Raw genomic sequence first — 26,391 nt, 5'->3', positions numbered from 1 at the left:
CTACCCGCCGGCGCTCCCGAGCGCGGCGAGCAAGGCGACGTCCCGCGCGTAGGTCAAGAGCCGTGCCGCATCGGCCGCCGGCAGCCAGCGCGCGTCGTCGACCTCGTGCGCGAACACGAGCCTGCCGCTCTCGACGTGCATGCGCCAGTAGCGCACGCGCTTCGGCCTGCCGCACGCGTCGGCGTACTCGGTGGACGGCAGCTCGGCGCCGAGCGCGCAGCGCAGGCCGGTTTCCTCCTCCACCTCGCGCAGCGCGCACGCCTCGTCGCTCTCGCCGGGCTCGGCCTTGCCCTTGGGGAACGTCCAGTCGTCGTAGGCGGGGCGGTGCACGAGCAGCACCTCGGGCCCGCGGGCGCCGTCCCGCACGACGACGCCGCCGGCCGCTCGCACCCAGGCGCTCAGCGGGCCGCCCTGCGGGCCGCCTCGTCGAGCCGGCGCCAGGCCGCGGGCCAGGCCGCGCGCGCGGCGGCACGGCGCTCTCGCTCGCGCTGCACGAGGCGTCCGGCCGCGAACGCGCTGCCGGGAGCCGACGGCAGCCAGCGGCGGATGCGCTCCTCGGCGACGACCGCGTCCTGGTGGTCGCCGAGCACGTCCTGCAGGCGCCTGGCGGCGGAGACGAACGACGCGCCACGAGCGCCGAGCTCGTGCGCTGCGAGGTCTGCCGCATAGCGCGCGCGCTTGACGCGGATGCGCGCCGCGTGCAGCTCGTCGTCGCGGGGGTCGTCGCCGAGGCGGGCGAACGCCCTGCGCGTCTTCCGCGCCTCGCGCTGCCACAGCTTCGCGAGCGGCACCTCCACGCCGGAGAGCGGCGGCGCCGCTGCGGCCTCGAGACGGTCGAGCAGGGCCAGGTAGCGCTCGCTGTCGAGCGCGCCGGCGAGCGCCACGTAGGCGGCGGCGCGCTCCGCCGCCAGCGTGTCGAGCAGCCCTTGCAGGTAGGCGGCGTCGTCCTCTCCGAGCGCGGCGATCTCGACGCGCAGGTGCGCGAGCAGCACGTCGAGGTCGCGGGCGGGGCCGAGCGAGGAGCCGAGCCAGCCGAGCTCGGCCCGCAGCGACTCGGCCCAGGAGAGGTCGAGCAGCGGGCGGGCCGCGCGCAGGTAGGCCCGCAGGCGCCGCGTCGCGACCCGCAGCCGGTGCAGCTCCTCGGCGTCGTCGCCGCGCCGGGTGCCCGGATCGTGGGCGAGCAGCGCGCGGTACTGCTGCTCGAAGGCAAGGCCGATCGCCTCGCGCGGCGCGGTATCGGGGGCGATCGCGACGGGCGCGGCCGGGCCGGCGAGGCCGAGCGCGCGGTAGAGCTTCGGGCGCAGCTCGCGCGCGGGCTTCGCTCCCGCGCGCCGCAGCTCCTTCGCGAGCCGCCGCAGCGTGCGCTCGTCGCCCTCGCGCAGCTCGACCTCGATCTCGCGGAAGCGGCGCTCGACATGCTGGCCGTCGAGCACGGCGACGTCGTCGTCGACGATCTCCGCGCCCTGCACGCGCACGCCCTCGCGCCGGGTGCGCAGGCGCGCGACGGGGACGAGCTCGCGGCTGCGCAGGTAGGCCGTGAGCAGCACGAGCATCTCGGCGGGAGGCCGCGCCGGCGTGCCGGTGAGCTCGAGCTCGAGCCGCGCCGCGCCCGCCGGCAGCTTCAGCTGCCACAGGCCGGCCCCGTCCTCGACCCGGTGGCGGAGCGTCACCCCGTGCTCTGCGAGCCGGAGCTCGGGCGTGTCATGGTAGGTCGACACGAACACGCGCGGCGGCAGGCGCTCGCCGCCGAGCTCGGGCAGCACGAACCCCTCCCCGGGGGCGAGCTTGATCTCCCGCTCGAGCGTCTCGCGCATCCGCATCGAAGCCTACTCGGGAGGGTCGTTCTCCGATGCCCCGGAACGGCTATCGTGCGCCGTCGGGATGAAGATCTCACTCACACCGCGCACGGGCGAGTTCTTCGTCCTGTTCGCACGCGCGGGCGAGAACGCGCTCGAGGTGGCCCGGCTCGTCGAGCGCCGCTTCCGCGAGCACCCGAACTCCGGCATCACGCAGGAGCAGGTGAAGGCGGCGGAGACGGCCGGCGACGGGGTCACCCGAGACCTGATCACGCTCCTCAACACCCAGTATCTGACGCCGTTCGACCGGGACGACATCTACATGCTCGCAACCGAGATCGACGACGTCGTCGACTACCTCGAGGAGGCGTCCGATCTGCTCGGCCTGTACGGGGTCGAGATGCCGACGCGCCACGCCGTCGAGCAGTGCCAGATCCTCGTGAAGGCCGTCGAGCAGCTGGCGACGGCTTGCGAGAACCTGAAGGGAATGCGGGGCGTGCAGCAGGCGCTGATCGAGGTGAAGCTGCTCGAGGACCGGGGCGACCGGGTGCTGCGCGACGCGCTCGCCTCGCTCTTCCGCGACGAGCGCATCGACCCGCTGATCGTGATCCGCTGGAAGGACATCTACGAGGCGCTCGAACGCGCGCTGGACGCCTGCGAGACGGCCGCGAACGTGATCGCGAACATCGTCGTCAAGAACGCGTAGCCCGTGGACGAGCTGACGCTTGCCGCAGTCGTCGCGGTCGCCCTCTTCTTCGACTTCACGAACGGGTTCCACGACACGGCAAACGCGATCGCGACGAGCGTCTCGACGCGCGCCCTCTCACCGCGTGCCGCCGTCGCGATGGCCGCGGTGCTGAACTTCGTCGGCGCGTTCGCGTCGATCGCGGTCGCGGCGACGGTCGCGAAGGGAATCGTGAACCCGGACGTGATCACGCTGGACATCGTCCTCGCAGGCCTCACCGGTGCCATCACGTGGAACCTCGTCACGTGGTACCTCGGCCTGCCCTCGAGCTCGAGCCACGCGCTGATCGGCGGCATCATGGGATCGGCCGTGTTCGCGGAGGGCTGGGACGTCGTCCAGTGGCAGGGGCTGAAGGGCAAGGTGCTGATCCCCTCCCTGCTCGCCCCGTTCCTCGGCATCGCGATCGCCTTCGCGTTGATCGTCGCCATCACCTGGCTGATCGCCCGTCGCTCGCCGGCCCGCGTGAACCGCGTGTTCCGACGACTCCAGCTCGTCTCGGGAGGCTTCGTCGCGTTCACCCACGGCACGAACGACGCGCAGAAGACGATGGGCATCATCGCGCTCGCGCTCGTCGCAACCGGCCACCTCGGCGCCGACTTCGACCGCCCGCCGACGTGGGTGATCGCCTCGGCGGCGCTCGCGATGGCGGCAGGCACGTACGCCGGCGGCTGGCGAATCATCAAGACGCTGGGGCAGCGCATCGCCAAGATCGACCCGCCCCAGGGGTTCGCCGCCCAGACCGCGTGCGCGTCGATCCTGTGGACGACGGCGCACTACGGCTTCCCGGTCTCGACGACGCACACGATCTCCGGCTCCGTGATGGGCGCAGGGGCGTCACGTGGCCTCTCGGCCGTCCGCTGGGGCGTCGCCGGCAACATCCTGCTCGCCTGGCTGTTCACGATCCCGATGGCCTTCCTGGTGGGCGGAGTGATGGAGCTCGTGACGCGGATCGAGGGCGGCGACCTGATCGTGTTCTTCCTCGTCGCCGTGATCGCGTTCGGCGCGTTCGCCGCGCGGCGCTGGGAGATGCGCCGGCTGCAGCCCGCCAAGGCCTAGACCGCCGACGCGACGGGTGCCCGGAGCGAGCGCCCGCGCCGGCCGCGGGCGGCCGGCGTCACGGTTGCCCTACGAGGGGCCGGCGCCCGTATCCGCCCTGCGGGCGGCGAGCTCGGCCGGACCCGGCCGGTCAGCGCGGACGAACTGGTAGGCGTGCGCTGCCAGGGCGGCGCCCAGGAACGGCGGGGTGAGATAGATCCACAGCGCGCGCAGGTCTCCCGACACGACGGCGGGGCCGAGCGACCGCGCAGGGTTCATCGAGGCGCCGGAGATCGGGCCGCCGAAGAGAGGATCGAGGCCGACCGTGCCCCCGATCGCGATCGCGGCGGCTTCGCCGGCCGAGCGGGTGTCGGTCGCGACGGCCATGATCACGAACATGAGGAAGAACGTGAGGATTGCCTCCCAGAGGAACGACTGGCCCTGCGAGCCGGAAGTACGCGAAGCTGCCGCGCCTCGCGCGGTGCCGATCCGCGAGCGCCTTGAACAGCGTCTCGAGCTCGATCGCCTGCGCGTCGGAGAGCGTCGAGCGCGCAACCGGGCTGCAGCAGGCTACGAGGGGACGCGGCTCGCTCATCGGCGGGATCGTGTCGAGAGATATCGATGCGCGCCGGACACGGAACGAGGCCGTGGGCGGGCCGGCGCTAGTTGCCTTCGAGCGAGCGCCGCTTGCGGCCCGCGAAGAGCTTGGCGAGCACGTTCATCAGCAGCACGAACGCGATCAGGACGAGTGCGGCCGCCCAGCCTGCGGCCTGGTCGTTCGGGTCGGGCGACTCGGAGAAGGCGAAGATCGCCACCGGCAGGGTCGGCAGCGCGCGGGTGACGTCGAGCGAGATCGCGTTGGCGGCGATCGACGACGTGAAGAGGAGCGGCGCGGTCTCGCCGGCGACGCGCGCGACGGCGATGACGACGCCCGTGAGGATGCCGCCGATCGCGCTCGGCAGGACGATGCTCCAGGTCGTGCGCCACTTGGTCACCCCGAGGGCGAGGCTCGCCTCGCGCCGGCTGCGCGGAACGACCTCGAGCACTTCCTGTGTGGCGCGCGCCACCATCGGCAGCATCAGGATCGCGAGCGCGAAGGCGCCGAACACGGCGCTCTGCCCGTGCCCGACGACGAGCAGGCCGAAGACGAAGATGCCGACGACGATCGCCGGTACGCCGTTGAGCACGTCGAGGACGATGCGAAGGGTTGCCGCCATACGGGGTCGCGCGTACTCCGACATGTAGACCGCGACGAGCACCGCGACCGGAATCGCGATCAGCATCGCCATCGCGACGATCAGGCCGCTGCCGACGAGCGCATCCGCGATGCCGCCCTTCTCTCCGAACAGCGGCCGGGGCTTCGTGAAGAACGACGGCTCGAGTGCGCTCAATCCCCTGAGCAGGACGCTGAACAGCACGAGCGCGAGGATGCCGACCGCGGCGAGAGCCGAGAGGGCGGCGAGGCTGCCCATGGCCTTCTCGACGATCCGCCGGCGCCGAAGGCCGTTCGAGCGGACGGTGACGTCGTGAGGGTCGGCCGGGACGGTGCTCACGCGGCTCTCCGCGCCTTCTCGAACCGGCGCACGACGAGCAGGGCGGCCAGGTTCGTGGCGAGCGAGATCACCATCAGGATCGCCGCCAGGTAGAGGATGGAGCCGACCTGCAGGTTGCTCGTCGCCCCCTGGTACTGGGACGCGATCCGGCTCGCGAGCGTGTCGCCCGGGGCGTACAGCGATGCGCTGATGAAGTCGGCGCCGCCGACCACCTGGGTCACCGCGATCGCCTCGCCGAAGGCCCGTCCGAGGCCGAGGAGCACCGCGGCGGAGATGCCGGGGGCCGCGTAGGCGAACATCACCCCGCGGATCGCCTCCCACCGCGTGGAGCCGAGCGCCATGGCGCCGTCCATGAGGTCACGCGGCGTGCGCACGAAGAGCTCGCGGCAGATGGCGGAGGTGATCGGCACGATCATGATCGTGAGCACGAGCGCGGCGGGGAGGATCCCGGCCTGCGACGGGTCGCCGGAGAAGATCGGCAGGAAGCCGAGCCAGCTCAGCAGCCAGGGCTCCAGATGCTGTGCCACCCAGGGCCCGAAGACGAGGATGCCCCACAGACCGAGCACGACGCTCGGGATCGCGGCGAGCAGCTCGACCACGGTCGCGATCGGGGCCGCGAGCCTCCTGGGCGCCACCTCGGCGAGGAAGAGCGCGATCGCGATCGACAGCGGCGTCGCGAGCAGGAGCGCGATCAGCGCGGTCACGACGGTCCCGTAGACGAACGTGAGCGCGCCGAACCTCTCCGCGACGGGGTTCCACGCCTCGGTCCAGACGAAGCCGATGCCGAAGCCCCGCATCGCCGGCCACGCCTGCGCGATCACCTTGAACGTGATCAGCCCGAGCAGCCCGGTCGCCGCCAGCGCGGCGGCGACCGAGATGCCCTGGAAGACGACGTCTCCGAGGCGGATGCGCCGGTGCTCGAGCACGGGGCCCGGCAGCGCGGGGTCGCGTGAGCTCCATGTCATGCTGCTTTGCGTCCTCCGGCGCCTACGTCGACGCCCGGATCTTCCTGATCTCGCGGAAGGCGAACGCCTGCACGGGCTGCGGCAGCGGCTGGAACAGCAGGGGCGGGCCGAACTTCTGGCCTCGCGTCACCGCCCAGTAGACGAGCCTGCGCAGGTCGGCGGCCTTCGGCGAGCTGGTCGGCACGATCACGTACGTGAAGGTGACGATCGGGTAGGCGAGCGGCCCGGCCGATCTCGGCGGATCGACGATCCTGAGCTGGTCGAGGGAGGTGACCTTGTTCGGCAGCCGCGAAAGGGCGGCCTTGATGCCGCGGAGTCCCGGGGTCGCGTACCTGCCGGCGCGGTTCCTGATCAGCGCGAACTGGAGCTTGTTCTTGAGCGAGTAGGCGACGTCGACGTACGTGATGGCGCCCTCGGTCTTCTGCACGACCCCGGCGACGCCGGAGCTGCCGCGCGCGCCGATGCCCGTAGGCCAGCTGACGCTCGTGTTGACGCCGACCTTGCTCTTGAACTCCGAGCTCACGGACGAGAGGTACTCCGTGAAGTTGTAGGTCGTTCCCGAGCCGTCGGAGCGATACACCGGCGTGATCTTCCTGTCCGGCAGGCTGAGATCGGGGTTGATCGCCTTGATCGCGGCGTCGTTCCAGTTCGTGATCTTGCCGAGGTAGATGTTCGCGAGCGTGGCGCCGTCGAGCTTCACACGACCGTTGAGCCCGGGCAGGTTGTACGGCACCGATGTCGCCGAGAGGGCCCACGGGATCACGACGCAGCCCTTGCAGGCGCCGAGCTGGTCGGGCGAGAGCGGCGCATCCGATGCGCCGAAGTCGACCGTGCGCGCCGTGACGCCCGCGATACCCGCTCCGGAGCCGGTGGGCGAGTACGTGAGGGCGATCCCGTACGCCTTGTCGACCTCCGGGATCCATTTCGAGACGAGCGGGAACACGAACGACGAGCCTGTGCCCGTGATCGACGTGCCGGCCGTCGTCGCGGGGGCGGCTTCGGCTCGCCCGCCGACGAGGGTTGTCGCGACGACGCCAACGAGCGCGAGCGCGACTGCGAGTGCTCTCTTCATTGCCCTTCCACCCTTCCTTCGATCGCATTTCGGTCGACCCCCTCGCGCACGAGGAGGCTCGCCGGGAAGGTTTGCGGCCTCGCCGCTCCTCGTGGGCTCGGATGCGGTGACGGACTGGTGACGCATCGGTGAACGGCGCTAGTGGGACGCGTCGCTGAACTCGTGGAACTCGCCCGTCACGAGGAAGGCCGTCTGCTCGCCGATGTCGACGGCGTTGTCGCCCACGCGCTCGATGCAGCGGGCGACGACGACCATCCGCATCCCCCACTCCTGCGAGCCCGGCTCGTGCGCCAGCGCGAGCACCTTGTCGGCGACGCGCCGGTTCGTCCGGTCGATCAGCTCGTCGAGCTCGACCAGCCCGCGCGCGCGCCCGACGTCGCGCTGTGCGAACGAGTCGAGGGCGATGCGAACCATCTCCTCGGCGCGCTCGCCCATCTCCCGCAGGCCCTCGGCCAGATCGTGGCGCGGCTCGAGCTCGCTCGCCAGCTTGGTCAGCTTCGCGACCGTGACGCACTGGTCGCCGATGCGCTCGAGGTGGATCGAGTCGTGCAGCACCGCGAGCACCAGGCGAAGATCCGTGGCGACGGGGGACTGCTGCGCGAGGATCTCCTCGACCAGCTTCTCGATGCGGTGGTAGCGCGTGTCGATCTCGTCGTCGAACGCGATCACCTCGTCACACAGCTCGGTGTCCTGCGACTCGAGTGCGCTCACCGCCCCGCGCAGTGCGCGGAGGACGAGCGATCCCTGCTCCTGCAGGCTCGCCTCGAGAGCGTCGAGGCTGTGCTGGTACTCGACGCGCGCCATCAGCCGAAGCGCCCCGTCACGTAGTCCTCGGTTCGCCGGTCGGATGGGTTGGTGAAGATCTTCGCGGTCTTGTCGTGCTCGACGAGGATCCCGTGGCGGCCGCCGAGGTCCTCGCGCAGCTCGACGCTGAAGAACGCGGTCATGTCGGCCACGCGCGCCGCTTGCTGCATGTTGTGCGTGACGATCACGATCGTGTACTCGCTCTTGAGCTCGTGGATCAGGTCCTCGATGCGCGAGGTCGAGATCGGGTCGAGGGCCGAGGCGGGCTCGTCCATCAGGATCACGTCCGGCTCGACCGCGAGCGCGCGCGCGATGCAGAGGCGCTGCTGCTGCCCGCCGGAGAGGCCGAGCGCGTTGTCCTCGAGCCTGTCCTTGACCTCGTCCCAGAGGGCCGCCGCGCGGAGGGAGCGCTCGACACGGTCGTCGAGCCCCTTCTTCATCCCGAGCACACGGGGGCCGAAGGCGATGTTGTCGTAGATCGACTTCGGAAACGGGTTCGGCTTCTGGAACACCATCCCGATCCGGCGCCGCACCTCGACCGGGTCGACGCCCGAGGCGTAGAGGTCGCGCCCGTGGTAGAGGATCGTGCCGTCCACCTTCGCGCCGGGTATGAGGTCGTTCATGCGGTTGAAGCAGCGGATGAACGTGCTCTTGCCGCAGCCGGACGGGCCGATGAAGGCAGTCACGAAGTTCTTCCGGATCTCGAGCGAGACGTCCTTGAGGGCGAGCTTGCCGCCGTACGAGACGTTCAGATCGGTGACGTCGAAGACGACCTCGCGGCCACGCCCGTCGGGGGGCGAGGTCTGCGCGAGCGAACCGAGCGCGGAGCTGTCGATGTGCGGAGACGTCACCGTGATCAACCCGGGCGGAGTGTCCCGGCCGGCCCCGCCTGCGTGGGGTCACGGTTGGTGAACGATCGGTGAGAGAGTGGTGAATCAGGCGCCGCGAACGGGCAGCAGGCACCGCACTTCGAGCCCGGCTCCTCGCCCGCCGCGCGCCTCGACCGAGCCGCCCGCCTGGTCGACGACGTGCTTCACGATCGCGAGCCCGAGGCCGGTGCCTCGGGAGGCGCGGGCGCGATCGGCGCGGTAGAAGCGCTCGAACAGGCGCGACAGCACGTCCTCGTCGACGCCGACGCCGTCGTCGGCCCCCCGCAGCACCACCCCTTCCTGCGTGCGCTCGACCGCGAGCGTGAACGTGGCACCCGGCCCCGCGTAGCGGATCGCGTTCTCGGCCAGGTTCTGCGCCACCACGCGCAGCATCCGCGGACGCATCTCGATCTCGATCGCGGGATCGCCCTCGACGCGCAGGGCGACACCTGCGCGGGATGCCCGCTCCTCCATGTCCGCCGCTACGGCGTCGAGCTCCGGGCGCACAGCGACCGCTCCGAGCGAGACGACGCGGCCGCCTGACTCGAGCTCCGACAGGAACAGCACCTCGTCGATTAGCTCGCGCACCGACTCGACCTCGCCGCGGGCCTGCTTGACGAGCGCATGCACGTCCTCGCCGGGCAGCATCGCCGTCTCGAGAAGGGAGAGCAGGCGGGCGAGCGGCGTCCGCAGCTCGTGCGAGACGGCGGCCGTGAAGCCGGTGCGCAGCTCCTCGTACGCGGCCATGTCGCCGGCCCGGCTGAGGTAGACGAGCCGCTCGCGGCGCCCCCCGACCTCGTAGGGGACGACGAGCGGCACGACCCCCCGCTCGCCCGAGAGCAGGCCGTCCGGGATCGGCTCGCCTTCGCGGATGCCCTCGATCGACTGGCGCGCCCTGCGGCTCGCCAGCACGACCGTACCGGCGTCGTCGAGCACGACGACCGCCTCACGGCTCTCCTCGACCAGGGTGCGGCCACGTCGGGCGTCGAGATCCATGCTCACGCTGTTCTAACAGACCCCTTGCGTGTGGAAGGCCCACGGCGAGAGCACCGGCACGGACGCGCCGGCCGCGTAGCCGGCGCCACCACTCCGTTACCATCCGGTAACACGTTGACGGCCCCCGTGCGACCGGAGGCCGTCCATGATCTCCGCATGGCGAGAGTCCTGATCATCGAGGACGACGACGTCATCGCCCAGGGCATGGCGCGCCACCTGCAGGCCGCCGGGTTCGACGCGGTCGGCGTCGCCAACGGCGAGACCGGCCTCGCCCGCCTCCGTTTCGAGCGGCCCGACGTCTGCGTGCTCGACCTGATGCTGCCCGGGCTCGACGGCTGGAAGGTGATCGAGCAGGCACGCAGCGAGGGCATCGGCACGCCGATCGTCGTCGTCTCCGCCCGCGGCACCGAGCACGACCGGGTGCACGCGCTCGAGATCGGCGCCGACGACTACCTCGTGAAGCCGTTCTCGATGAAGGAGCTGACCGCGCGGGTCGGCGCCGCCGCCCGCCGCGGCACGCGCGCGCAGGATCCACGGCGGGGTGACGAGATCGTCGTCGAGGAGCTGCGCCTGGACACGAAGAACGTGCAGGCGTACGTCGACGGCATGAGCGCGGACCTCACTCCCACGGAGTTCCGGCTCCTCTACGCGCTCGCGCTCGACATGGGCCGCGTGCTCACCCGGGACGAGCTGCTGCAGCGGGTGTGGGGCCGCCGCGCCTCCCACCGCGACCGCACCGTGGACGTGTTCGTGCGCAAGCTGCGCGAGAAGATCGACCACCGCGCCTCGACGCACACGTTCCTGCAGACGCGCTACGGGGTCGGCTACAAGCTCGAAGCGGAGCCGAAGAAGACGTAGCGGCCGCGGGCGCTCGCGCCGCAGACCTCGAAGCCCGGCCGCGGGACGTGGAGCGGCGGTCGTGTCGGCTATAGTTCATGAGGTAAATGATTAGCCCCATTACGCAAACGCCGCTCGGCGTCGCGAACGAGCTTCGCCCGGTGCTGCTGCGGCTGGCGCGCGAGCTGAGGAAGGAGACCGAGCAGTTCGGCGTCACGGGCCGGCAGGTGACGCTGCTCTGGCTCGTCAAGCGCAACCCCGGTCTCACGCTGCGCGCGCTCGCCGAGGAGGAGGGCATCTCGCCCCCGGCCCTCTCGGGGCACGTCGACCGGCTCGAGCGCGCCGGCCTGCTCACCCGCGTGCGCTCGGAGGTCGACCGCAGACGCGTCGGTCTCGAGGTGACGCCGGCCGGCGAGCGCCTGCTGCGTCGCGTGCGCGAGCGCCGTACCGCATGGCTGGCCGAGCGGCTGCGGGCACTGGAGCCGGCCGAGCTGCAGGCGATCGACGCTGCACTCCCCCCGCTCCTGCGCCTCGTCGAGGCACCGTGAGCACGGTGACGCTCGCGCTGCGCTCGCGCACATTCCGGAGCCTGCGCCGCCACCACAACTACCGTCTGTTCTTCGCAGGGCAGGTCGTCTCGCTCGCAGGCTCGTGGATGCAGAACGTCGCGCTGGCGTGGCTCGTGCTGTCGCTGTCGCGCTCGCCGCTCGCCGTCGCTGCGCTGCTCTTCTGCCGCTTCGCGCCCTACACCGCGCTCGGCCTGTTCGCCGGCTCGATCGTCGATCGGCTCGACACCCGCAGGCTCGTGCTCGTGACTCAGCTCGCGGCGATGCTCGTGTCGGCCGGGCTCGCGGCCGTCACGCTCACCGGCACGGCGACGCTCCCGGTCGTCCTCGCTCTCGCAGCGCTCGGCGGGGTCACGCTGGTGCTCGACGCCCCCGGCCGCCAGACGCTCACCTTCCAGATGGTCGGCCCCCGCGAGCTCCCGAACGCGGTGGCGCTCAACTCCGGGCTGCTGAACGCGTCGCGGGTGATCGGGCCGGCGCTCGCGGGCGTGCTGATCGCATCCGCCGGCACGGGCGTCTGCTTCGTCGTCAACACCGCGAGCTTCCTCGCCGTCCTCGCCGCGCTCCTGCTGATGCGGGAGGACGAGCTGTACCGGATCGACCGCGGGCCGGCGGTCACCGTCCTCGCCGGCACGCGCGAGGGCCTCCGCTTCGCCTGGCGGCAGCGCGAGATCCGGGCGGTGCTCGCGACCGTCGCGGTCGTCGGCCTCGTCGGCCTGAACTTCAACACGCTCGTGCCCCTTCTCGCCTCCGACACGCTGCACGTGGACGCCCGCACGTTCGGGCTGCTGTCGGCCGCCTTCGGCCTCGGCGCCCTCGCCGGCGCGCTCGCCGCCGCGACGCTCCGGCGCGCGAGCTGGCGCGCCTTCGCGGGTGGCCTGATCGGCTTCAGCCTCCTGCTCCTCGCCCTCGCACCCGTGCAGCGGGCGTGGCTCGCCGGCGTGCTGCTCGTCGGGGTCGGCTTCTCGTTCACGCTGTTCGCGGCCAATGCGAATGCGCTCGTGCAGCTCGCGGCCCCCGATCGCCTGCGCGGGCGGCTGATCGCGCTCTACCTGTTCGCGTTCGTCGGGCTCGCACCGATCGGCTCGCTGCTCTCCGGCCTGCTCGTCGAGGCCGGCGGCACCGCGCTCGCGCTCTCGATCGCAGGCGCGACGGGCCTCGCCGCGCTCGCCGCCGCCTCGCGGATGCGGGCCGGGCCCGCCGCGCCCCGACCCTGAGCGCCGCACGCGACGCACACACTCGAACGAGGGAGGCGCGGGTGCGGCCGGCGCGCCGATATCGGCTCTAGCCCGCATGCCCACGAGGAGAGACCGCAGATGACGATCTTCGGGAACCGCGACTGCCGGCACGGGGAGACGCAGGCGGCCACCGCTGACACAGCTCTGGCCGAGCAGGCAGCGGTCGTCCTCCCGCGCGCGTTCGCGCCCCACACCCGCCGTGTCGTGCTGCGGGTGCAGGGCGGGGAGGAGATCGTCGTCGGCCGTGCCGACGGGCGCGAGCCGGCGGTGCAGATCGCGCGCGAGATGGTGAAGCACATCGAGCAGGCGGCGACGCGCGGCGAATGGCCGCAGGTCGACGAGCGGTTCATCCGGCCGGGCGCAATCGTCTCTGTCGACGTGCAGCGCGCCGAATAGCTCGCGCCGGGCTAGCCGATGCGGGCGACGACGTCGTAGGTGCCGGGCTCGAAGCGCTCGAGCACCTCGTCGAGCCTGGCGAAGCGCTCCACGAAGCCCGGATCGGCGCGCCAGCGCTCGACGTGCTCGGCGCTCGGCCATGGGCCGAAGCTGACGAACCGCGACGGGTCGTCGCGGTCGCGCGTCAGCGTGGCGTGGCTCCCGAACTCGCTGTCGATCGTCCACTGCGCGAGCGCGTCCCACGCCGCGAGGAAGTCGTCCTCGCGGCCGGGCTTCACCTGCCACACGCCGATCGTGTAGACGGTCACGTCAGGCGTCAGCCTACTCCTCGCCGTACCGGCGCGCACGGCGGGCGCGACGGCACCGGCTCGGCCCCCGGCTAGGCGATCTCCCAGGTGTCGCCCGCGTGCAGGAGCGCCGCGAGATCGCCTTCGCCCCGCTGCTTCTGCGCTGCCCGGATCTGCTCCGCCACCGAGTCGTCGTACACCGGCCGCCGCACGTCGCGGAAGACGCCGAGCGGGACGGCGCCGACCGTGCCGTAGGTGAGCCGCGCGAGCCCGAAGGCGACGCTCGGCTCGACGTGGCCGGGGTCGTGAACGAGCAGCCCGCCCTCGGAGGCGTCCACCACCTCGGCGGAGCCGTCGGCGCCGATGCGGACGCCCTTGTCGCCCCAGCGCACCTCCTCGCCTGCGCGCAGGTAGAGCCGGTTCTCCTTCTGCTCGCGGACGAAGTCGAACGCGCCGTCGTTGTAGATGTTGCAGTTCTGCAGCACCTCCACGAACGATGCGCCGCGGTGGGCGGCGGCGGCGCGCAGCACCTCCGCAAGCTCCTTCTTGTCGGTGTCGATCGCCCGCGCGACGAATGTCGCCTCGGCGCCGATCGCCACGCTGAGCGGATTGAACGGCTGGTCGACAGAGCCCATCGGCGTCGACTTCGTCACCTTGCCGCGCTCGGAGGTGGGCGAGTACTGGCCCTTCGTGAGCCCGTAGATCTGGTTGTTCAGCATCAGGATCGTCAGGTTCACGTTGCGCCGCAGCGCGTGAATCAGGTGGTTGCCGCCGATCGAGAGCATGTCGCCGTCGCCGCCGATCACCCACACCGACAGGTCGGGACGCGACGTCGCGAGCCCCGTCGCGATCGCGGCGGCACGACCGTGGATCGAATGCATCCCGTACGTCTCCATGTAGTACGGGAAGCGCGCCGCACAGCCGATGCCCGAGACGAACACGATCTTCTCCTTCGCGATGCCGAGCTCCGGCATGAAGCCCTGCACCGCGTTCAGGATCGCGTAGTCGCCGCAGCCCGGGCACCAGCGCACCTCCTGGTCCGACTTGAAGTCCCTGGCCGTCAGCTCGATCGGCGCGCCGTTCCCGTCCGTCGTCATGCGTCCACCATCGCGGTGATCGCCTCCGCCAGCTCGCTCGAGCGGAACGGCAGCCCGCGCACCCGGTTGTAGCCGACCGCGTCGACGAGGAACTGGGCGCGGATGAGCTGCAGCAGCTGGCCCGTGTTCATCTCCGGGATCAGCACCTTGTCGTAGCCGCGCACCACGTCGCCCGTGTTGCGCGGGAGGGGGTTGAGGTGGTGCAGGTGGGCGCGCGCGACCTTGCGGCCGTCGCGGCGGACGCGCCGGACCGCGGCGCCGATCGGTCCGTATGTCGACCCCCAGCCGAGCACGAGCGTGCGCGCGTCGCCGTCCGGATCGTCCAGCTCGAGCTCCGGGATGTCGGCTGCGATGTTCGCCACCTTCTGCGCGCGCAGCCGGATCATGAGGTCGTGGTTGTCCGGGTCGTACGAGATCGCACCCGTGACGTCCTCCTTCTCGAGGCCGCCGATGCGGTGCTCGAGGCCGGCGGTGCCGGGCACCGCCCACGGCCGCGCGAGCGTGGCGGCGTCCCGCTTGTAGGGGAGGAAGGGGTCGCCCTCACGAGGCGCGGTCGCGAACGGCGTGGAGATGTCGGGTAGCGAGTCGACGTCCGGGATGAGCCACGGCTCGGAGCCGTTGGCGAGCGACGCGTCGGAGAGCAGGTACACCGGCGTGCGGTACTTGAGCGCGATGCGCGCCGCCTCGATCGCCGCGTGGAAGCACTGGGCCGGGCTCGAGGCGGCGACGACCGGCACGGGGCTCTCGCCGTTGCGGCCGTAGAGCACCATCAGCAGGTCGGTCTGCTCCGGCTTCGTCGGCATGCCGGTCGAGGGGCCGGCGCGCTGGATGTCGAGGATCACGAGCGGCAGCTCGAGCATGACGCCGAGCCCGACCGTCTCGGACTTGAGCACGATGCCGGGACCGGCGGAGGTGGTGACGCCGAGCGCGCCTCCGAAGGAGGCCCCCAGCGCCGCGCCGCAGGCGGCGATCTCGTCCTCGGCCTGGAAGGTGATGACCCCGAAGCTCTTGTGCCGGGCCAGCTCCTCGAGGATCGCCGACGCGGGCGTGATCGGATAGGCGCCGAGGAAGAGCGGCAGCTTCGACTGACGCGAAGCGGCGATGAGCCCGTAGGCGATAGCGGTGTTGCCGGTGATCTGGCGGTAGCGGCCGGGGGCGAGCTTCGCGGGTGCGACCTCGTACGAGACGGCGAAGTCCTCGGAGGTCTCGCCGTAGTTGTAGCCCGCCTTGAACGCCTTCGTGTTCGCCTCGGCGATCTCGGGGCGCTTGCCGAACTTCTCCTCGATGAAGGCCAGCGTCCCCTCCGTGGGGCGGTGGTAGAGCCAGCACATGAGGCCGAGCGCGCAGAAGTTCTTCGAGCGCTCCGCCTCGCGCGAGGTGATGCCGTCGACGTCCCTGAGCGCCTCCACGGTCATCGACGTGAGCGCCACCTCGTGGACGTGGAATCCCTCGAGCGAGCCGTCCTCGAGCGGGTTCGACGCATAGCGGGCCTTCTGCAGGTTGCGCTCGTTGAAGGCGTCGGTGTTGACGATCACCATTGCCCCCTTGGGCAGGTCCTTCAGGTTCGCCTTCAGCGCGGCCGGGTTCATCGCCACGAGGACGTTCGGCTGATCGCCGGGCGTGAGGATGTCGTGGTCGGCGAAGTGCAGCTGGAAGCCCGAGACGCCGGGCAGCGAGCCTGCGGGCGCGCGGATCTCGGCGGGAAAGTCGGGCAACGTGGCGAGGTCGTTGCCCATCAGGGCGGTCTCGCTCGTGAAGCGGTCGCCGGTGAGCTGCATGCCGTCGCCGGAATCGCCCGCGAAACGGATGATGACGCGATCGAGCTGCTCGACCGGCTTGCTCACGTGCACACTCTAGCCATCGGCCTGTGTCATGTTACCGAGCGAGGGGCCGCCGGACGGAGCGGGGCGTCGCGGCGGCTCGAAGCGGTCCGCCCGCGCCGGCGCGGCGACGGCACGAGGACGGCACGGACACGTCGGGGACCGTGGCTGCGAGGGAGCGGTCGCCCCCTTCTCCACACCGCTCAGGTGCGGGCTCGCCGCACGATCGAGATGCCCCATGCCGCTCCCGACGCGAACAGCTCGTCCGGGTCGACGTCGCCGAGCCAGCCGAGGAAGTGGCGCTCCGGGTCGTCCTCGGTCGAGCCGTAGACGGCAGGCCGCTCCTCCGGCGCCGCCGCGGCGGGACCCTGCGCGAGCTCCTCGAGGCGCCGCTCTGCCTCCTCGGCCGCCGGCCCTTCTGCATATCCCTTGCCCATGGCGGCATTCTCCATGTCTCTCGCCGACGATGCGAGGGCTCCCTGCCACCTTCCGGGTCGCACGTGCTACGGGCGGCTCGACGGCGGGTCGTCCTCTCCGCCGGAGTCGGCGCCGGATCGCCGCTCGCGGCTTCCGTGCCTGCCGGCGGCGGCCCTGCGGCCGAGAGCGAAGGGGACGGACGCCGCGACCAGGAGCGCGATCTCGCCGACCGTGCAGGCGACGCGCCACGGCGAGCCGGGCGCGAGCGCCTGCGACCGGACGATCTCGAGCGCGAGGGCTGCGCCGACGAGCAGGGCGGCGACCCGGAAGTGGCCGATGCGGCCGGCGAGGCCCTTCACGTCCCCTCCTCGTCCGGAAGCCCGTGCCCGAGCGCGAGGCCCGCGAGCGCGAACACGACGTAGGCGATCCAGTGCACGCCGATCACGTCCGTCTGCACCGCGATCGTGAGCACGGCCGCCCACACCGCCGTCATCCACGCCGAGCGCCGCCGCAGCGCGGCGAGCACCGCCAGCATCCAGGCGACGAAGGCTGCGGCCCCGGCGAGACCGGTGTCGACACCGATCTCGGTGTACGTCGACTCGCCGGCGACCGGTGGGACTCCCGTGCGAGACGCGTTCACGCCGGCGTTGCCGAGCCCGTAGCCCTGGGGGTGGCGGACGACCGCCTCGACCCCGTCGCGCAGGTTCCGCAGATGGCTGGCCGTCGAGGCGTCGCTGCCGCCGAGCGGATCCGTGCCGACGTCCGGGTTCGCACGCCCTTGCTCGCGCAGGATCTCGAGCTCCGCCTGCGTGTAGCTCGTCGACGGGCCGATGTGAGGAAAGGCCTTCACGAAGCCGACGCCGGCGCCGAGCGATGCCGCCGCGAGGATGAGCGGTATCCAGCGGCGGCGGACGGCGGCGAGCACGACGAGGCCGGCGGCGAGCGCGAGGTAGGCGGCGCGCGTGTGCGTCCACAGGAGCCCCGCGTAGGCGATGCCGGACGCCGCCACGGTCCAGCGGGTCGCCCGCCGGGCGACGAGGTAGAGCAGCACGACGACGAGCAGGTAGGCGCTCGCAAGCGGGCTGAGGAATGCGGAGACGAGCCGCCGGATCGGGTTCTGCTCGTCGCCCGTGTTCAGCACCCAGTTCTCCGGGAGCCCCGAGAGCCCCCTGTAGGCGAGCCCGAGCTGCTCCTCGAACCACCCCGGCACACCGGAGTCGCGCCACCACTGCAAGGGCACGAGATAGACGTCGACCAGCCCCCAGAGCGTGACCGCCACCGCCGTGCCGACGAGCGCGACGGCGACGCGCCGCCATTCGTGCGACGAGATCACGAGCAGGCGCCCGAGGACATAGGCGCCGACGGGCAACAGGTCGTGACGGAGGGCGAAGAGCTCGCCACGCGGCGTCGCGCCGCCGCCGAGCCACGACTGCGGCAGCAGCCAGTAGAGAACGACGATCCCGGCGAAGGAGAGCGCCAGGCGGTCGGCCCACAGCGACAGCGGCAGCGAGCGGGATCCCCACAGGGCTGCGGCGACGGCGGCGACGAGCAGCACGTCCTTCCACGCCGCCACCACGTCGAGCGCCGGCCCGCGCACGCCGAGCTGCCACAGCTCCGCCATCGCGAGGTTGTGGAGCGCGAGCCCGACGACGAAGGCGACGAGCGCGATCCGCGGCAGCGACCGTGTCACGTGATCGCGACCAGGGTCATGCCGAGGTTGACGATCCTGACCGGCACGGGGAAGAGCGAGCGCAGATCGTCCGGGCCGAGCAGGTGGTTCTCCTTCGCCCAGCCCTTGCCGGCCAGATCGTAGGCGCGATGGGCAGCTCCGTCCGGCAACCAGTGCACGAGCGGCAGCCGCGTGTGCAGCTCGAGCGGGAAGCGGCGGTTCGGCGTCGTGATGAAGACGCGGCGCCCGACCCTGACCGCCTCCTCGACGAACGCCTGCTGCCGCACGCGCGCACCGACGTGCTCGATGACGGCGTTCGAGAACACGACGTCGAAGCTGCCGTCGGGGAACGGGAGGGCGCAGGCATCGCCCCGCACGTAGGCGATCGCGGGATGGCGCTCGCGGAAACGCACGCCGTCATGGAGACCGAGCGCCGTTATCTGCCCGGGCCACGGATAGTGCTCCTCGAAGAAGTTGTGCGTGGAACAGCCGGATTCACCCCCCTCGCCGCCGAAGCCGACCTCGTCGGCGCCGACGTCGAGCACGGTCGTCTCCGGCGTCGGGCGCATCTCGTCGAGGAAGAGTCGCAGCTTGCGACGGCGGGAACGCAGCGAGACGGCATCGACGACCTTCATGCGGCCGACGGTAGCGAGTGGGGAGGCAGCGCGCCGCATCCCTACTTGTGTGCTTTGGCACGATATGATTCGGAGGCGATGCGGGCCGCCTTGCCCGCATGCGCTCTCGACGCGCCGCATAGACTCCGCGCATGGCAGTCGACGAGCGGCGCATCGCGGTCCTGGGCGCGGGGAAGATCGGAGAGGCGCTCGTCTCGGGCCTGCTCTCCTCCGGCTGGCGCGACCCGTCCGACATCGTCGTGTCGAGCCGCCGGGCGGAGCGGGTCGCCGAGCTCGCGGCCCGCCACGACGTCGTCGCGACGCTCTCCAACGCCGAGGCCGCCGCGGGCGCCGCGCTCGTCGTCATCGCCGTCAAGCCCCAGGACATCGCGGCCCTCCTCGGCGAGATCGGCCCGGTCATCACCGACGAGCAGACGGTGCTGTCCGTCGCCGCGGCGATCCCGACCGCGAGGATCGAAAGCTTTCTCGCCCCCGGCGTGCCGGTCGTGCGCGCGATGCCGAACACGCCCTCCGTCGTCCACGAGGGCGTCGCCGGGCTGTGCGCGGGCGCGCACGCCGGCGACGCGCACGTCACCCTGGCCGAGGAGGCGCTCGCACACCTCGGTGCCGTCGTGCGCGTACCCGAGAAGCTGATGGACGCGGTCACCGCCGTGTCCGGATCCGGCCCCGCGTACTTCGCGCTCCTCGCCGAGGCGATGATCGAAGCGGGCCTGCTCCTCGGACTCTCGCGCGAGATCTCGACACAGCTCGTCGTCCAGACGATGCTCGGCACCGCGAAGCAGATGCGCGACCGCAAGATGCACCCGGTCGAGCTGCGCGAGATGGTCACCTCGCCCGGGGGCACCACGATCGCCGCGATCCGCGAGCTCGAGATCGCGGGCGTCCGCGCCGCGTTCCTCAACGCGATCCAGGCAGCGATGGTGCGCTCACGCGAGCTGGCCGCGGGCGACGCCTCGAGCTAGCCCGGATCGTCCACTCGCAGCGGCGGGAGGCCGGCGCCGCCCGCCGGCCTCCGGTCGCAATCGTCACATACGGGAGCGTCGCTGTCAGCCCGCAGCCGGAAGCAGCGGCGAGGTGAGCGGCGCCGTCGCGAAGCCCCGGCTGCGGGCAAGCGCATCGAGCACGAGCACGGTATCCGCGACAGGCGTGTGCTCCAGGAACGCGTCGCGCGCCTCGAACGAGAGCAGCACCTGCCGCACGGCCCGGTCGTAGGCAGGCTCGTCGCCTGCGGCGAGCGCGACGAGCGCATCGGCCACCGGCTCGACGAAGTCGTCGCGCCCCACGAGCCCACGCGCGGGCGCGAGCGCCTCCTCGTCGCGTCCCAGCGCGAGCAGGGCGAGCACCGTCGCATACGCCGCGATCGGCCCGTCGGCCGACGCGGCGCCGGCCTCGAGCGTGAGCCGGCCGTCCTCCGCGGCGCCGCGCACGTCCCCTGCCAGCAGCCGGCAGCGCAGAGCCGCGATCGGCCGGCCCCAGCTCCCCGGCGGAGCCGCCTCCCAGCTGACGCGATACTCGGCGGCCGCGCGGCGAAGCAATGCCGCCCCCTCGTCTGCGGCGCCGCGCATGAGCGCGGCGAGACCGGCGGCCCAGGAGGCGCCGGCGACGGCGGCAAGATGGAAGTCCTCGCGTTCGCCGTCGGCGAGCGGCCGCGTCGAGCGGGTCGCGTGCTCCGCCTCCGCCCACGTCTGGTGCGCGTTCCAGTCCATCGCTGCAGTATCGCCGCCCACCGTTGATCGACCGGTCAATCAACGATATTCTCCCCCGGATGGCACGCGAGCTGCGCGAAGTGGTGTTCGTCGACGGCGTCCGTACCGCGTTCGGCAAGGCCGGCCCCGGCGGCTGGTTCTGGAAGACGCGCGGCGACGACATGGCCGTCAAGGCCGTGCGTGCGCTGCTGCGCCGCAACCCGAACGTGCCGCCCGAGCGCATCGGGGACGTGATCATCGCCGCCACGGCGCAGGTCGGCGACCAGGGACTGACGCTCGGCCGCGACGTCGGCCTGCTCGCGGGCCTCCCCCATTCCGTGCCCGGCTTCTCCGTCGACCGCATGTGCGCCGGCGCGCTCACGGCCACGACCGCCGGTGCCGGGGAGATCGCCATGGGCGCCGCCGACCTCGTCGTCGTCGGCGGCGTTGAGCACATGGGCCACCACCCGATGGGCGAGGAGGTCGACTTCAACCCGCGCTTCGCCGGCGAGCGACTGATCGACCGCAGCGCGGCCGTCATGGGGCAGACCGCGGAGAACCTGCACGACGCTTTCCCACACCTGACGAAGGAAGCGGCGGACGCCTTCGCCGTCGCTTCGCAGGCGAAGGCCGCCGCCGCCTGGGCCGACCCCGACGGCGTGATGGCGCAGACGGTCGTGCCGATGAGCGTGTTCACCGACGAGGGCTGGACGGTCGCCGACCGCGACCAGTTCTTGCGCCCCGAGACGACGATGGAGGGGCTCGCCTCGCTGACGACGCCGTTCCGCGCGGGCGGCCGCGTCAGCGCCGGGAACTCCGCCGGGCTCACCGACGGCGCCACGGCGGGCCTCCTCGCCGCCGAGAGCGTGGCGGACGAGCTCGGGCTGGAGTCGGCCATGCGCCTCGTCGGGTTCGCCTACGCCGGCGTCGAACCCCATCTGATGGGCGTCGGGCCGGTACCCGCGACGAAGCGCGTGCTCGCGCAGGCGGGGCTGACGATCGACGACATCGGCGTGTTCGAGCTGAACGAGCCGTTCGCGATCCAGGTGTTGACCTGGTGCGACGGCGTCGGCGTCGCAGCGGACGACCCGCGCCTGAACCCCTACGGCGGCGCGATCGCATGCGGCCATCCGCTGGCGGCGACCGGAGTGCGGCTGATGGCGCAGCTCGCCTACGGCCTGCGGCAGCGCCGCGCACGCTACGGGCTGACGGCGCTCTGCATCGGCATGGGCATGGGCGCGGCGCTTCTGTGGGAGAACGTGCGGCATGCCTGATCGCCCCACCCGCTTTCTCCTGCAGCGGGTCTCGACGCGCGTCGGCCCGATCGCCGTCGTGACGATGGACAACGGCGAGGACTGGCAGAAGCCGAACGTGTTCGGCCGCGCCGCGCTCGAGTCGCTGGCGGAGCTGCTGCCGGGGCTGCAGACGGGCGACTGGCGCGGGCTCGTGCTCACCGGCAAGCCGTTCGTGTTCGCGGCGGGCGCCGACCTGGCCGAGTTCCCGCACATGACCGACCCCGATCTCGCGCGTGCGGCCGCCAGGGCCGGTCACGGCGCCTTCGCCGCCGTCCGCGATCTCCCCTTCCCGACGCTCGCGGCGATCAACGGCGCCGCCGTCGGAGGCGGCCTCGAGATCGCCCTGCACTGCCGCTTCCGCACGGTGGCCCGCTCGGTACGCCACATCGGCTTCCCCGAGGTGTTCCTCGGGATCATCCCGGGCTGGGGCGGCACCCAGTTGACGCCGCGCCTCGTCGGCGCCGCGAAGGCCGTCGAGCTCGTCGTCGCGAACCCCCTCAAGCAGAACCGGCTCATCGACGCGGGCCTCGCGGTCGAGATCGGCCTCGCCGACGCTCTGCTCGAGGACGTCGAGCTCCTCGACGACTCGATCGAGTGGCTCGCGCGAGCGATCGAGGAGGATCGCCGGCCGCGCGAGCCCGTCGACCTGTCCGACGCGGCCGCCGTGTGCGAGAAGGCGCGCCATGCGGTCGACGATGTCGTGCACGGGGCCGCCTTCGCGCCCTACCGCGCGCTCGAGCTGATCGCCGGCGCCGCCGCGTGGACGATCGACGAGGGCTATGCCGCCGAGGAGGACGCGCTCGCCGAGCTGCTGCCCGGACCCCAGGCGCAGGCGGGCGTCTACGCCTTCGATCTCGTCGAGCGGCGGGTGAAGCGCGGGGCCGGCATCCCCGACGCCACGCCGCGGCGGATCCGGAAGGTCGGCGTCGTCGGCGCGGGCCTGATGGCGACGCAGCTCGCGACGCTGTTCCTGCGCCGGCTCGAGGTGCCGCTCGTGATCACCGACGTCGATTGCGAGCGTGTCGGGGAGGCCGTCGCGGCGATCCGCGCCGATCTCGAGAAGCAGGCGGCGAAGGGACGGATCGGCGAGGGCAAGGCGCGCTTCCTCGGCTCGATCGTGACCGGCGCCGAAGGCACCGAGGCGTACAGCGGCTGCGACCTCGTGATCGAGGCGGTGTTCGAGGAGATCGCGGTCAAGCAGCAGGTGTTCGGCGCGCTGGAGGCGATCGTGCCGGACGAGTGCCTGCTCGTCAGCAACACCTCGTCGCTCAGCGTCACCGCGATGGGCGCCGGCCTGCGCCGGCCCGAGCGCGTCGTCGGCATGCACTTCTTCAACCCGGTCGCGGTGCTGCCCCTCGTCGAGCTCGTGCGCACCCGGGCTACCGACGACGTCACGCTCGCAACCGCATGGGACGTGACGAAGAAGCTCGGCAAGCGCGGGGTGCTCGTGGCGGACGCGCCGGCGTTCGTCGTCAACCGGCTGCTCACGCGGCAATCGAGCGTGCTCATGCAGGCGCTCGAGCACGGGAACACGATCGAGGAGACCGACGAGGCGGCGCTCCGCATCGGGATCCCGATGCCACCGTCGGCGCTCCTCGCGATGGTCGGCCCGCGCGTTGCGAACCACGTGCTCCACACCCTGCACGACGCGTATCCCGACCGCTTCCCGCTCTCGCCCACGCTCGAGAGCTTCGCCGACGGCGAGATGGAGATCGTGCGCACCGGCGACGGGCGCAGGAGCGTCGACGAGATCCACCTGGCGATCCTCGAGGCGCTCGCCGACGAGTGCCGTCACATCCTCGACGAGGGGGTCGTCGCCTCCGCCGGCGACATCGACGCGTGCCTGATACTCGGCGCCGGGTTCCCGTTCTTCCGCGGCGGTATCACGAAGCACCTCGACCAGGAGGGAATCTCGGTACGGGTGTCCGGCAGGCCGCTCGGGTCGTAGCGGATCTCGGCGAATTACCTCCACCGTCCGCTGCGTTCCGGTACAGTCAGCCCCACAGCAGCGCTCGCCGCGCCGGAAACGCGTGAGCGTGCTGATCCTTCAGGAGAGCAGCACCGCCACGGCGTGCTGCGCATATGCACGAGACCGATCTCATCCCGACACATCCGTCGTCGGAGCCGGCAGAGGGCTTGCAAGCCGCCGCGCTCCGCGCCCAGGCCTGGTACGGCGAGCCGTTCCTCCATGCCGGCGAGAACCCTGCGGTCGCGCTCGCGCCCGGCACGGCGCGCCGTGGCGCGCTCGACAGCGCGCTCGCGGAGATCGAGGCCGGCCGGCGCACGCCGTCGAGCCGCTGGCGCGTCCGCTACGGGCTCATGCTCGGGCTGGAGCGGGTGCTCGCCTCGCCGACGCCGGCGACCGCCGCGGGCACCGAGCTGCGCCGCCACCAGGTGGACGCGCTCGCCGGCATGCTCACCGAGCTGATCGCGGCCAATCAGCGTGCCGCCGAGGAGAACGGAAACGGCGACGGGCACGGCGCCGAGGCAGCCGATGCCGCCGAGCTCGACGAGGAGGACGACGACTTCGACGCCGGCGTCATCGACGAGGACGCGGACGAGGCCGCCTTCAGCGGCGACGACCCGGGCGCGGCGCGGCGCTACCGCTTCCGCCATCCGACCGCGTCGGGCAAGACGATCGCGGCGGCCGGCTTCGTCGAGGCGGCACGCCACCTCGGGGTCCTCATCCTCACCCACCGCCGCCTGCTCGTCTCGCAGTTCCAGCGCGACCTCACCGCCGAGGGCTACGCCGGCCGCTTCGCCGACGCGATCGGCAGCGGCCTCGAGCCGCTGCGCGACGACCCGATCACGATCCAGACCTACGCGTGGTTCGCCCGCCATGCCGACGAGATCTCCCGCACGGCCTACCAGCTCGTGATCTGCGACGAGGCGCACACGGCCCTCGGCGAGAAGACGAGCGCCGCGATCCGGTCGTTCAGCGAGCCGGTCTACATCGGCATGACCGCGACCGAGCAGCTGATCGCGAAGCAGGTGTCGGACGTGTTCCCCGCCTCCGTCGACGACCTGCCGCTCGCCGACGCTGCGCGGCGCGGCCTCATCGCTCCGCTGCGCTGCCTGCGCGTGCCGCCCGCCGCGGCGATCAACTCGGTGCCCATCGTCGGCGGCGACTTCGAGGAGCGCGCGCTCGCGGCCGCGCTCGACCACGCCGCGCTCAACCAGGCCGCCGCGAGCCTCTACCGCGACCGCTTCGGCATGACGCCCGGCATCGTGTACGCGGCGGGGGTCGAGCACGCCTACAACCTCGCACAGGAGTTCCGCGCCGCCGGCATCAAGGCCGAGGCCGTCTCGGGCCGCACACCGCCGGTGAAGCTCGCCGAGACGCTCGCCGCCTACGAGCGCGGCGAGATCAACGTGCTCATCAATGCGCAGCTGCTCGCCGAGGGCTGGAACTCGCCGCGGGCGACCGTGTGCTTCCACCTGGCGCCGACCGCGTCGCGCCGCGTCTACCAGCAGCGCATCGGACGCATCATGCGCATGCACCCGCGCAAGGAGGCCGGCATCGTCGTCGACTTCGTCACGAAGAGCTCGACGCACAACGACCGCGTGATCTCGCTGCACTCGCTGCTCGACGCCGACTTCTACCGCGAGGGCGCCCGCGTCACACCCGCCCCGCGCCGCCGCCAGCAGCGCCGAGCGCGGCGTCTCCTCTCACCGGTGCCGTGGCTCGTGCCCGTGACCCCGGACGTGACGCGCCGGCTGCTCGTGATCCAGCGCGAATGGCAGCGCATCGACCCGAAGTTCCTCGACGACGAGGAGCAGCGCTTCTGGGCGACGATCGCGGGCCGCCAGATCCGCTTCGACCAGCGGGCCGAGTTCGCGCGCAAGTTCACCGAGGGGCGTGCGGGCAAGGGCGCGCTGGAGACGTTCCTGTCCATCTGCGCGGCCGAGAACCCGAATCGGCGACTGCGCATGACCGCGCTCGCCGACCGCGTCGCCACGCCGGTCGAGCGCGCCGACTTCGACGACCTGGTGACGCTCGTGACGCAGGCGCCCCCGTGGGAGAAGGATCGCGCGGCAGGCGTGCGCGTCCTGCTGCGCGCCATCGGCGAGGGCAAGGCGAGCGCGCCCGAGCAGATCCTCGCACGGTGGACGTGGAAGCTCGCGCGCGCCACCCGCAAGACCCAGGATCGGCGCGCGAGTCAGGAGTTTCCCGAGGCGAAGCGCCTGCTCGGCGCCGTCGCCAACTCGCGTGGGCATCGCCACGAGGAGAACGTGGCAAAGCTCGTGCAGGTCGCGCGAGCGCTCCCGCTCACGGGCGGCGCGGCGCTGCTCGCGAGCGCCGAGGGCTACACGCCGAGGGCGAACGCGCTGCTCGACCGCGCCCGCGAGGAGCTCGGGGCGATCGAGGAGATCGCCGCCGCCCTCGCCGACAACCTGCCCGCCCCGAAGGCGCCGGCACGCAAGACGCGGCGGCGGCGCAAGAAGAAGAAGCCTGCCGGCCCGACGTCGGAGGTCGCGGCCGCCGACGGATCGCCGGCGGCCGCCGCGGCGGAGCGCGACCTCGGCGCCGGCACCGAGGTCGCGCCTCGCGCGCCCGAGCCGGCGGCCGCGGCCGCGTCCGTGTCCGTGTCCGGCGTCGACGCCGCCTGAGCG

General features: G+C 72.1%; 27 protein-coding genes. 10 read left to right on the top strand and 17 right to left on the bottom strand.

Features of this window, described 5'->3' with window-relative positions; translation table 11 throughout:
- Positions 1 to 390, bottom strand: a complete 390-nt coding sequence (locus tag Gocc_RS01050; protein WP_220150376.1) for an NUDIX hydrolase — start codon at positions 388 to 390, stop codon at positions 1 to 3.
- Between the two features lie 8 nt (positions 391 to 398).
- Positions 399 to 1,814: a CYTH and CHAD domain-containing protein gene (locus Gocc_RS01045; RefSeq protein ID WP_181813273.1), complete on the bottom strand. Its 1,416-nt coding sequence runs from the start codon at positions 1,812 to 1,814 to the stop codon at positions 399 to 401.
- Between the two features lie 67 nt (positions 1,815 to 1,881).
- Between Gocc_RS01045 and Gocc_RS01040 the strand changes: the two genes are divergently transcribed.
- On the top strand, positions 1,882 to 2,502 hold the full coding sequence (locus Gocc_RS01040) for a DUF47 domain-containing protein (protein WP_114794681.1): 621 nt from the start codon (positions 1,882 to 1,884) through the stop codon (positions 2,500 to 2,502).
- A 3-nt stretch (positions 2,503 to 2,505) separates the two neighbouring features.
- Positions 2,506 to 3,597 (top strand): inorganic phosphate transporter, encoded by a 1,092-nt coding sequence (locus Gocc_RS01035; RefSeq protein WP_220150375.1) that lies wholly within the window; start codon positions 2,506 to 2,508, stop codon positions 3,595 to 3,597.
- 69 nt (positions 3,598 to 3,666) lie between these two features.
- Here Gocc_RS01035 and Gocc_RS01030 read toward each other — a convergent pair whose 3' ends face one another.
- From Gocc_RS01030 to Gocc_RS01000, 7 genes are all read right to left on the bottom strand, one after another.
- Complete coding sequence (locus Gocc_RS01030) at positions 3,667 to 4,131, bottom strand: aquaporin (RefSeq protein ID WP_114794680.1); 465 nt, start codon at positions 4,129 to 4,131, stop codon at positions 3,667 to 3,669.
- 107 nt (positions 4,132 to 4,238) lie between these two features.
- On the bottom strand, positions 4,239 to 5,129 hold the full coding sequence (gene pstA, locus Gocc_RS01025) for a phosphate ABC transporter permease PstA (protein WP_114794679.1): 891 nt from the start codon (positions 5,127 to 5,129) through the stop codon (positions 4,239 to 4,241).
- Positions 5,126 to 6,094: a phosphate ABC transporter permease subunit PstC gene (gene pstC / locus Gocc_RS01020; RefSeq protein WP_114794678.1), complete on the bottom strand. Its 969-nt coding sequence runs from the start codon at positions 6,092 to 6,094 to the stop codon at positions 5,126 to 5,128. Before pstC ends, pstA begins: the two co-directional genes overlap by 4 nt.
- A 22-nt stretch (positions 6,095 to 6,116) precedes the next feature.
- On the bottom strand, positions 6,117 to 7,166 hold the full coding sequence (pstS, locus tag Gocc_RS01015) for a phosphate ABC transporter substrate-binding protein PstS (RefSeq protein ID WP_181813272.1): 1,050 nt from the start codon (positions 7,164 to 7,166) through the stop codon (positions 6,117 to 6,119).
- Positions 7,167 to 7,304: 138 nt separating this feature from the next.
- Positions 7,305 to 7,970, bottom strand: a complete 666-nt coding sequence (gene phoU / locus Gocc_RS01010) for a phosphate signaling complex protein PhoU (protein ID WP_114794676.1) — start codon at positions 7,968 to 7,970, stop codon at positions 7,305 to 7,307.
- Positions 7,970 to 8,722, bottom strand: a complete 753-nt coding sequence (gene pstB, locus Gocc_RS01005) for a phosphate ABC transporter ATP-binding protein PstB (RefSeq protein WP_245904867.1) — start codon at positions 8,720 to 8,722, stop codon at positions 7,970 to 7,972. Before pstB ends, phoU begins: the two co-directional genes overlap by 1 nt.
- Before the next feature lie 183 nt (positions 8,723 to 8,905).
- Positions 8,906 to 9,835 (bottom strand): sensor histidine kinase, encoded by a 930-nt coding sequence (locus Gocc_RS01000; RefSeq protein ID WP_114794674.1) that lies wholly within the window; start codon positions 9,833 to 9,835, stop codon positions 8,906 to 8,908.
- Positions 9,836 to 9,991: 156 nt separating this feature from the next.
- Here Gocc_RS01000 and Gocc_RS15880 point away from each other — a divergent pair, with 156 nt between their 5' ends.
- The 4 genes from Gocc_RS15880 to Gocc_RS00980 all read left to right on the top strand — a co-directional run bounded on the left by Gocc_RS15880 (position 9,992) and on the right by Gocc_RS00980 (position 12,872).
- Positions 9,992 to 10,693: a response regulator transcription factor gene (locus tag Gocc_RS15880; RefSeq protein WP_181813271.1), complete on the top strand. Its 702-nt coding sequence runs from the start codon at positions 9,992 to 9,994 to the stop codon at positions 10,691 to 10,693.
- An 86-nt stretch (positions 10,694 to 10,779) separates the two neighbouring features.
- Entirely contained in the window at positions 10,780 to 11,220 is a 441-nt protein-coding gene (locus Gocc_RS00990; protein WP_114794673.1) for a MarR family winged helix-turn-helix transcriptional regulator, read from the top strand.
- Entirely contained in the window at positions 11,217 to 12,455 is a 1,239-nt protein-coding gene (locus Gocc_RS00985) for an MFS transporter (protein WP_181813270.1), read from the top strand. Before Gocc_RS00990 ends, Gocc_RS00985 begins: the two co-directional genes overlap by 4 nt.
- A gap of 99 nt (positions 12,456 to 12,554) precedes the next feature.
- Positions 12,555 to 12,872, top strand: a complete 318-nt coding sequence (locus Gocc_RS00980) for a hypothetical protein (protein WP_114794671.1) — start codon at positions 12,555 to 12,557, stop codon at positions 12,870 to 12,872.
- Positions 12,873 to 12,883: 11 nt separating this feature from the next.
- On the opposite strand, the gene Gocc_RS00975 is transcribed toward Gocc_RS00980, so the two are convergent.
- From Gocc_RS00975 to Gocc_RS00945, 7 genes are all read right to left on the bottom strand, one after another.
- Complete coding sequence (locus tag Gocc_RS00975) at positions 12,884 to 13,180, bottom strand: putative quinol monooxygenase (RefSeq protein WP_114794670.1); 297 nt, start codon at positions 13,178 to 13,180, stop codon at positions 12,884 to 12,886.
- Positions 13,181 to 13,251: 71 nt separating this feature from the next.
- Positions 13,252 to 14,256, bottom strand: a complete 1,005-nt coding sequence (locus Gocc_RS00970; RefSeq protein ID WP_114794669.1) for a 2-oxoacid:ferredoxin oxidoreductase subunit beta — start codon at positions 14,254 to 14,256, stop codon at positions 13,252 to 13,254.
- On the bottom strand, positions 14,253 to 16,100 hold the full coding sequence (locus Gocc_RS00965) for a 2-oxoacid:acceptor oxidoreductase subunit alpha (RefSeq protein ID WP_114794668.1): 1,848 nt from the start codon (positions 16,098 to 16,100) through the stop codon (positions 14,253 to 14,255). Before Gocc_RS00965 ends, Gocc_RS00970 begins: the two co-directional genes overlap by 4 nt.
- A 179-nt stretch (positions 16,101 to 16,279) precedes the next feature.
- Positions 16,280 to 16,513, bottom strand: a complete 234-nt coding sequence (locus tag Gocc_RS00960; protein ID WP_114794667.1) for a hypothetical protein — start codon at positions 16,511 to 16,513, stop codon at positions 16,280 to 16,282.
- Positions 16,514 to 16,579: 66 nt separating this feature from the next.
- Positions 16,580 to 16,852 (bottom strand): hypothetical protein, encoded by a 273-nt coding sequence (locus Gocc_RS00955; protein WP_114794666.1) that lies wholly within the window; start codon positions 16,850 to 16,852, stop codon positions 16,580 to 16,582.
- Positions 16,849 to 18,183 (bottom strand): O-antigen ligase family protein, encoded by a 1,335-nt coding sequence (locus Gocc_RS00950; protein ID WP_114794665.1) that lies wholly within the window; start codon positions 18,181 to 18,183, stop codon positions 16,849 to 16,851. Before Gocc_RS00950 ends, Gocc_RS00955 begins: the two co-directional genes overlap by 4 nt.
- Positions 18,180 to 18,797, bottom strand: a complete 618-nt coding sequence (locus tag Gocc_RS00945) for a class I SAM-dependent methyltransferase (protein WP_181813269.1) — start codon at positions 18,795 to 18,797, stop codon at positions 18,180 to 18,182. The genes Gocc_RS00950 and Gocc_RS00945 overlap by 4 nt, the downstream gene beginning before the upstream one ends.
- Before the next feature lie 131 nt (positions 18,798 to 18,928).
- Between Gocc_RS00945 and proC the strand changes: the two genes are divergently transcribed.
- Positions 18,929 to 19,759: a pyrroline-5-carboxylate reductase gene (gene proC / locus Gocc_RS00940; protein ID WP_114794663.1), complete on the top strand. Its 831-nt coding sequence runs from the start codon at positions 18,929 to 18,931 to the stop codon at positions 19,757 to 19,759.
- Between the two features lie 84 nt (positions 19,760 to 19,843).
- Here the strand turns inward: proC and Gocc_RS00935 are convergent, their stop codons facing one another.
- A complete protein-coding gene (locus Gocc_RS00935; RefSeq protein ID WP_114794662.1) occupies positions 19,844 to 20,503 on the bottom strand; it encodes a hypothetical protein in 660 nt (219 codons plus the stop codon).
- A 59-nt stretch (positions 20,504 to 20,562) separates the two neighbouring features.
- Here Gocc_RS00935 and Gocc_RS00930 point away from each other — a divergent pair, with 59 nt between their 5' ends.
- The 3 genes from Gocc_RS00930 to Gocc_RS00920 all read left to right on the top strand — a co-directional run bounded on the left by Gocc_RS00930 (position 20,563) and on the right by Gocc_RS00920 (position 26,388).
- On the top strand, positions 20,563 to 21,756 hold the full coding sequence (locus Gocc_RS00930; RefSeq protein WP_114794661.1) for a thiolase family protein: 1,194 nt from the start codon (positions 20,563 to 20,565) through the stop codon (positions 21,754 to 21,756).
- Positions 21,749 to 23,725 carry a 3-hydroxyacyl-CoA dehydrogenase NAD-binding domain-containing protein gene (locus Gocc_RS00925; RefSeq protein ID WP_114794660.1) on the top strand — a complete coding sequence of 659 codons (1,977 nt, stop codon included), beginning with the start codon at positions 21,749 to 21,751 and terminating at the stop codon, positions 23,723 to 23,725. Before Gocc_RS00930 ends, Gocc_RS00925 begins: the two co-directional genes overlap by 8 nt.
- A 188-nt stretch (positions 23,726 to 23,913) precedes the next feature.
- The gene (locus tag Gocc_RS00920; protein WP_181813268.1) at positions 23,914 to 26,388 is read left to right on the top strand and encodes a DEAD/DEAH box helicase; all 2,475 of its coding nucleotides are present in this window, start codon (positions 23,914 to 23,916) and stop codon (positions 26,386 to 26,388) included.
- The last annotated feature ends 3 nt before the right edge of the window (positions 26,389 to 26,391 follow it).

Origin of the sequence: Gaiella occulta, from assembly GCF_003351045.1 — a bacterium.
Lineage (GTDB): Bacteria > Actinomycetota > Thermoleophilia > Gaiellales > Gaiellaceae > Gaiella > Gaiella occulta.
This window is presented reverse-complemented; position numbering and strand designations above follow the sequence as displayed.

Excerpts from the sequence above, each read along its gene's own strand:
- Gocc_RS01045 (WP_181813273.1), bottom strand. The coding sequence starts at position 1,814 with ATGCGCGAGACGCTCGAGCGGGAGATCAAGCTCGCCCCCGGGGAGGGG.
- Gocc_RS01040 (WP_114794681.1), top strand. The coding sequence starts at position 1,882 with ATGAAGATCTCACTCACACCGCGCACGGGCGAGTTCTTCGTCCTGTTC.
- pstC (WP_114794678.1), bottom strand. The coding sequence starts at position 6,094 with ATGACATGGAGCTCACGCGACCCCGCGCTGCCGGGCCCCGTGCTCGAG.
- pstS (WP_181813272.1), bottom strand. The coding sequence starts at position 7,166 with ATGAAGAGAGCACTCGCAGTCGCGCTCGCGCTCGTTGGCGTCGTCGCG.
- phoU (WP_114794676.1), bottom strand. The coding sequence starts at position 7,970 with ATGGCGCGCGTCGAGTACCAGCACAGCCTCGACGCTCTCGAGGCGAGC.
- Gocc_RS01000 (WP_114794674.1), bottom strand. The coding sequence starts at position 9,835 with ATGGATCTCGACGCCCGACGTGGCCGCACCCTGGTCGAGGAGAGCCGT.
- Gocc_RS15880 (WP_181813271.1), top strand. The coding sequence starts at position 9,992 with ATGGCGAGAGTCCTGATCATCGAGGACGACGACGTCATCGCCCAGGGC.
- Gocc_RS00990 (WP_114794673.1), top strand. The coding sequence starts at position 10,780 with ATGATTAGCCCCATTACGCAAACGCCGCTCGGCGTCGCGAACGAGCTT.
- Gocc_RS00980 (WP_114794671.1), top strand. The coding sequence starts at position 12,555 with ATGACGATCTTCGGGAACCGCGACTGCCGGCACGGGGAGACGCAGGCG.
- Gocc_RS00970 (WP_114794669.1), bottom strand. The coding sequence starts at position 14,256 with ATGACGACGGACGGGAACGGCGCGCCGATCGAGCTGACGGCCAGGGAC.
- Gocc_RS00960 (WP_114794667.1), bottom strand. The coding sequence starts at position 16,513 with ATGGGCAAGGGATATGCAGAAGGGCCGGCGGCCGAGGAGGCAGAGCGG.
- Gocc_RS00945 (WP_181813269.1), bottom strand. The coding sequence starts at position 18,797 with ATGAAGGTCGTCGATGCCGTCTCGCTGCGTTCCCGCCGTCGCAAGCTG.
- proC (WP_114794663.1), top strand. The coding sequence starts at position 18,929 with ATGGCAGTCGACGAGCGGCGCATCGCGGTCCTGGGCGCGGGGAAGATC.
- Gocc_RS00935 (WP_114794662.1), bottom strand. The coding sequence starts at position 20,503 with ATGGACTGGAACGCGCACCAGACGTGGGCGGAGGCGGAGCACGCGACC.
- Gocc_RS00930 (WP_114794661.1), top strand. The coding sequence starts at position 20,563 with ATGGCACGCGAGCTGCGCGAAGTGGTGTTCGTCGACGGCGTCCGTACC.
- Gocc_RS00925 (WP_114794660.1), top strand. The coding sequence starts at position 21,749 with ATGCCTGATCGCCCCACCCGCTTTCTCCTGCAGCGGGTCTCGACGCGC.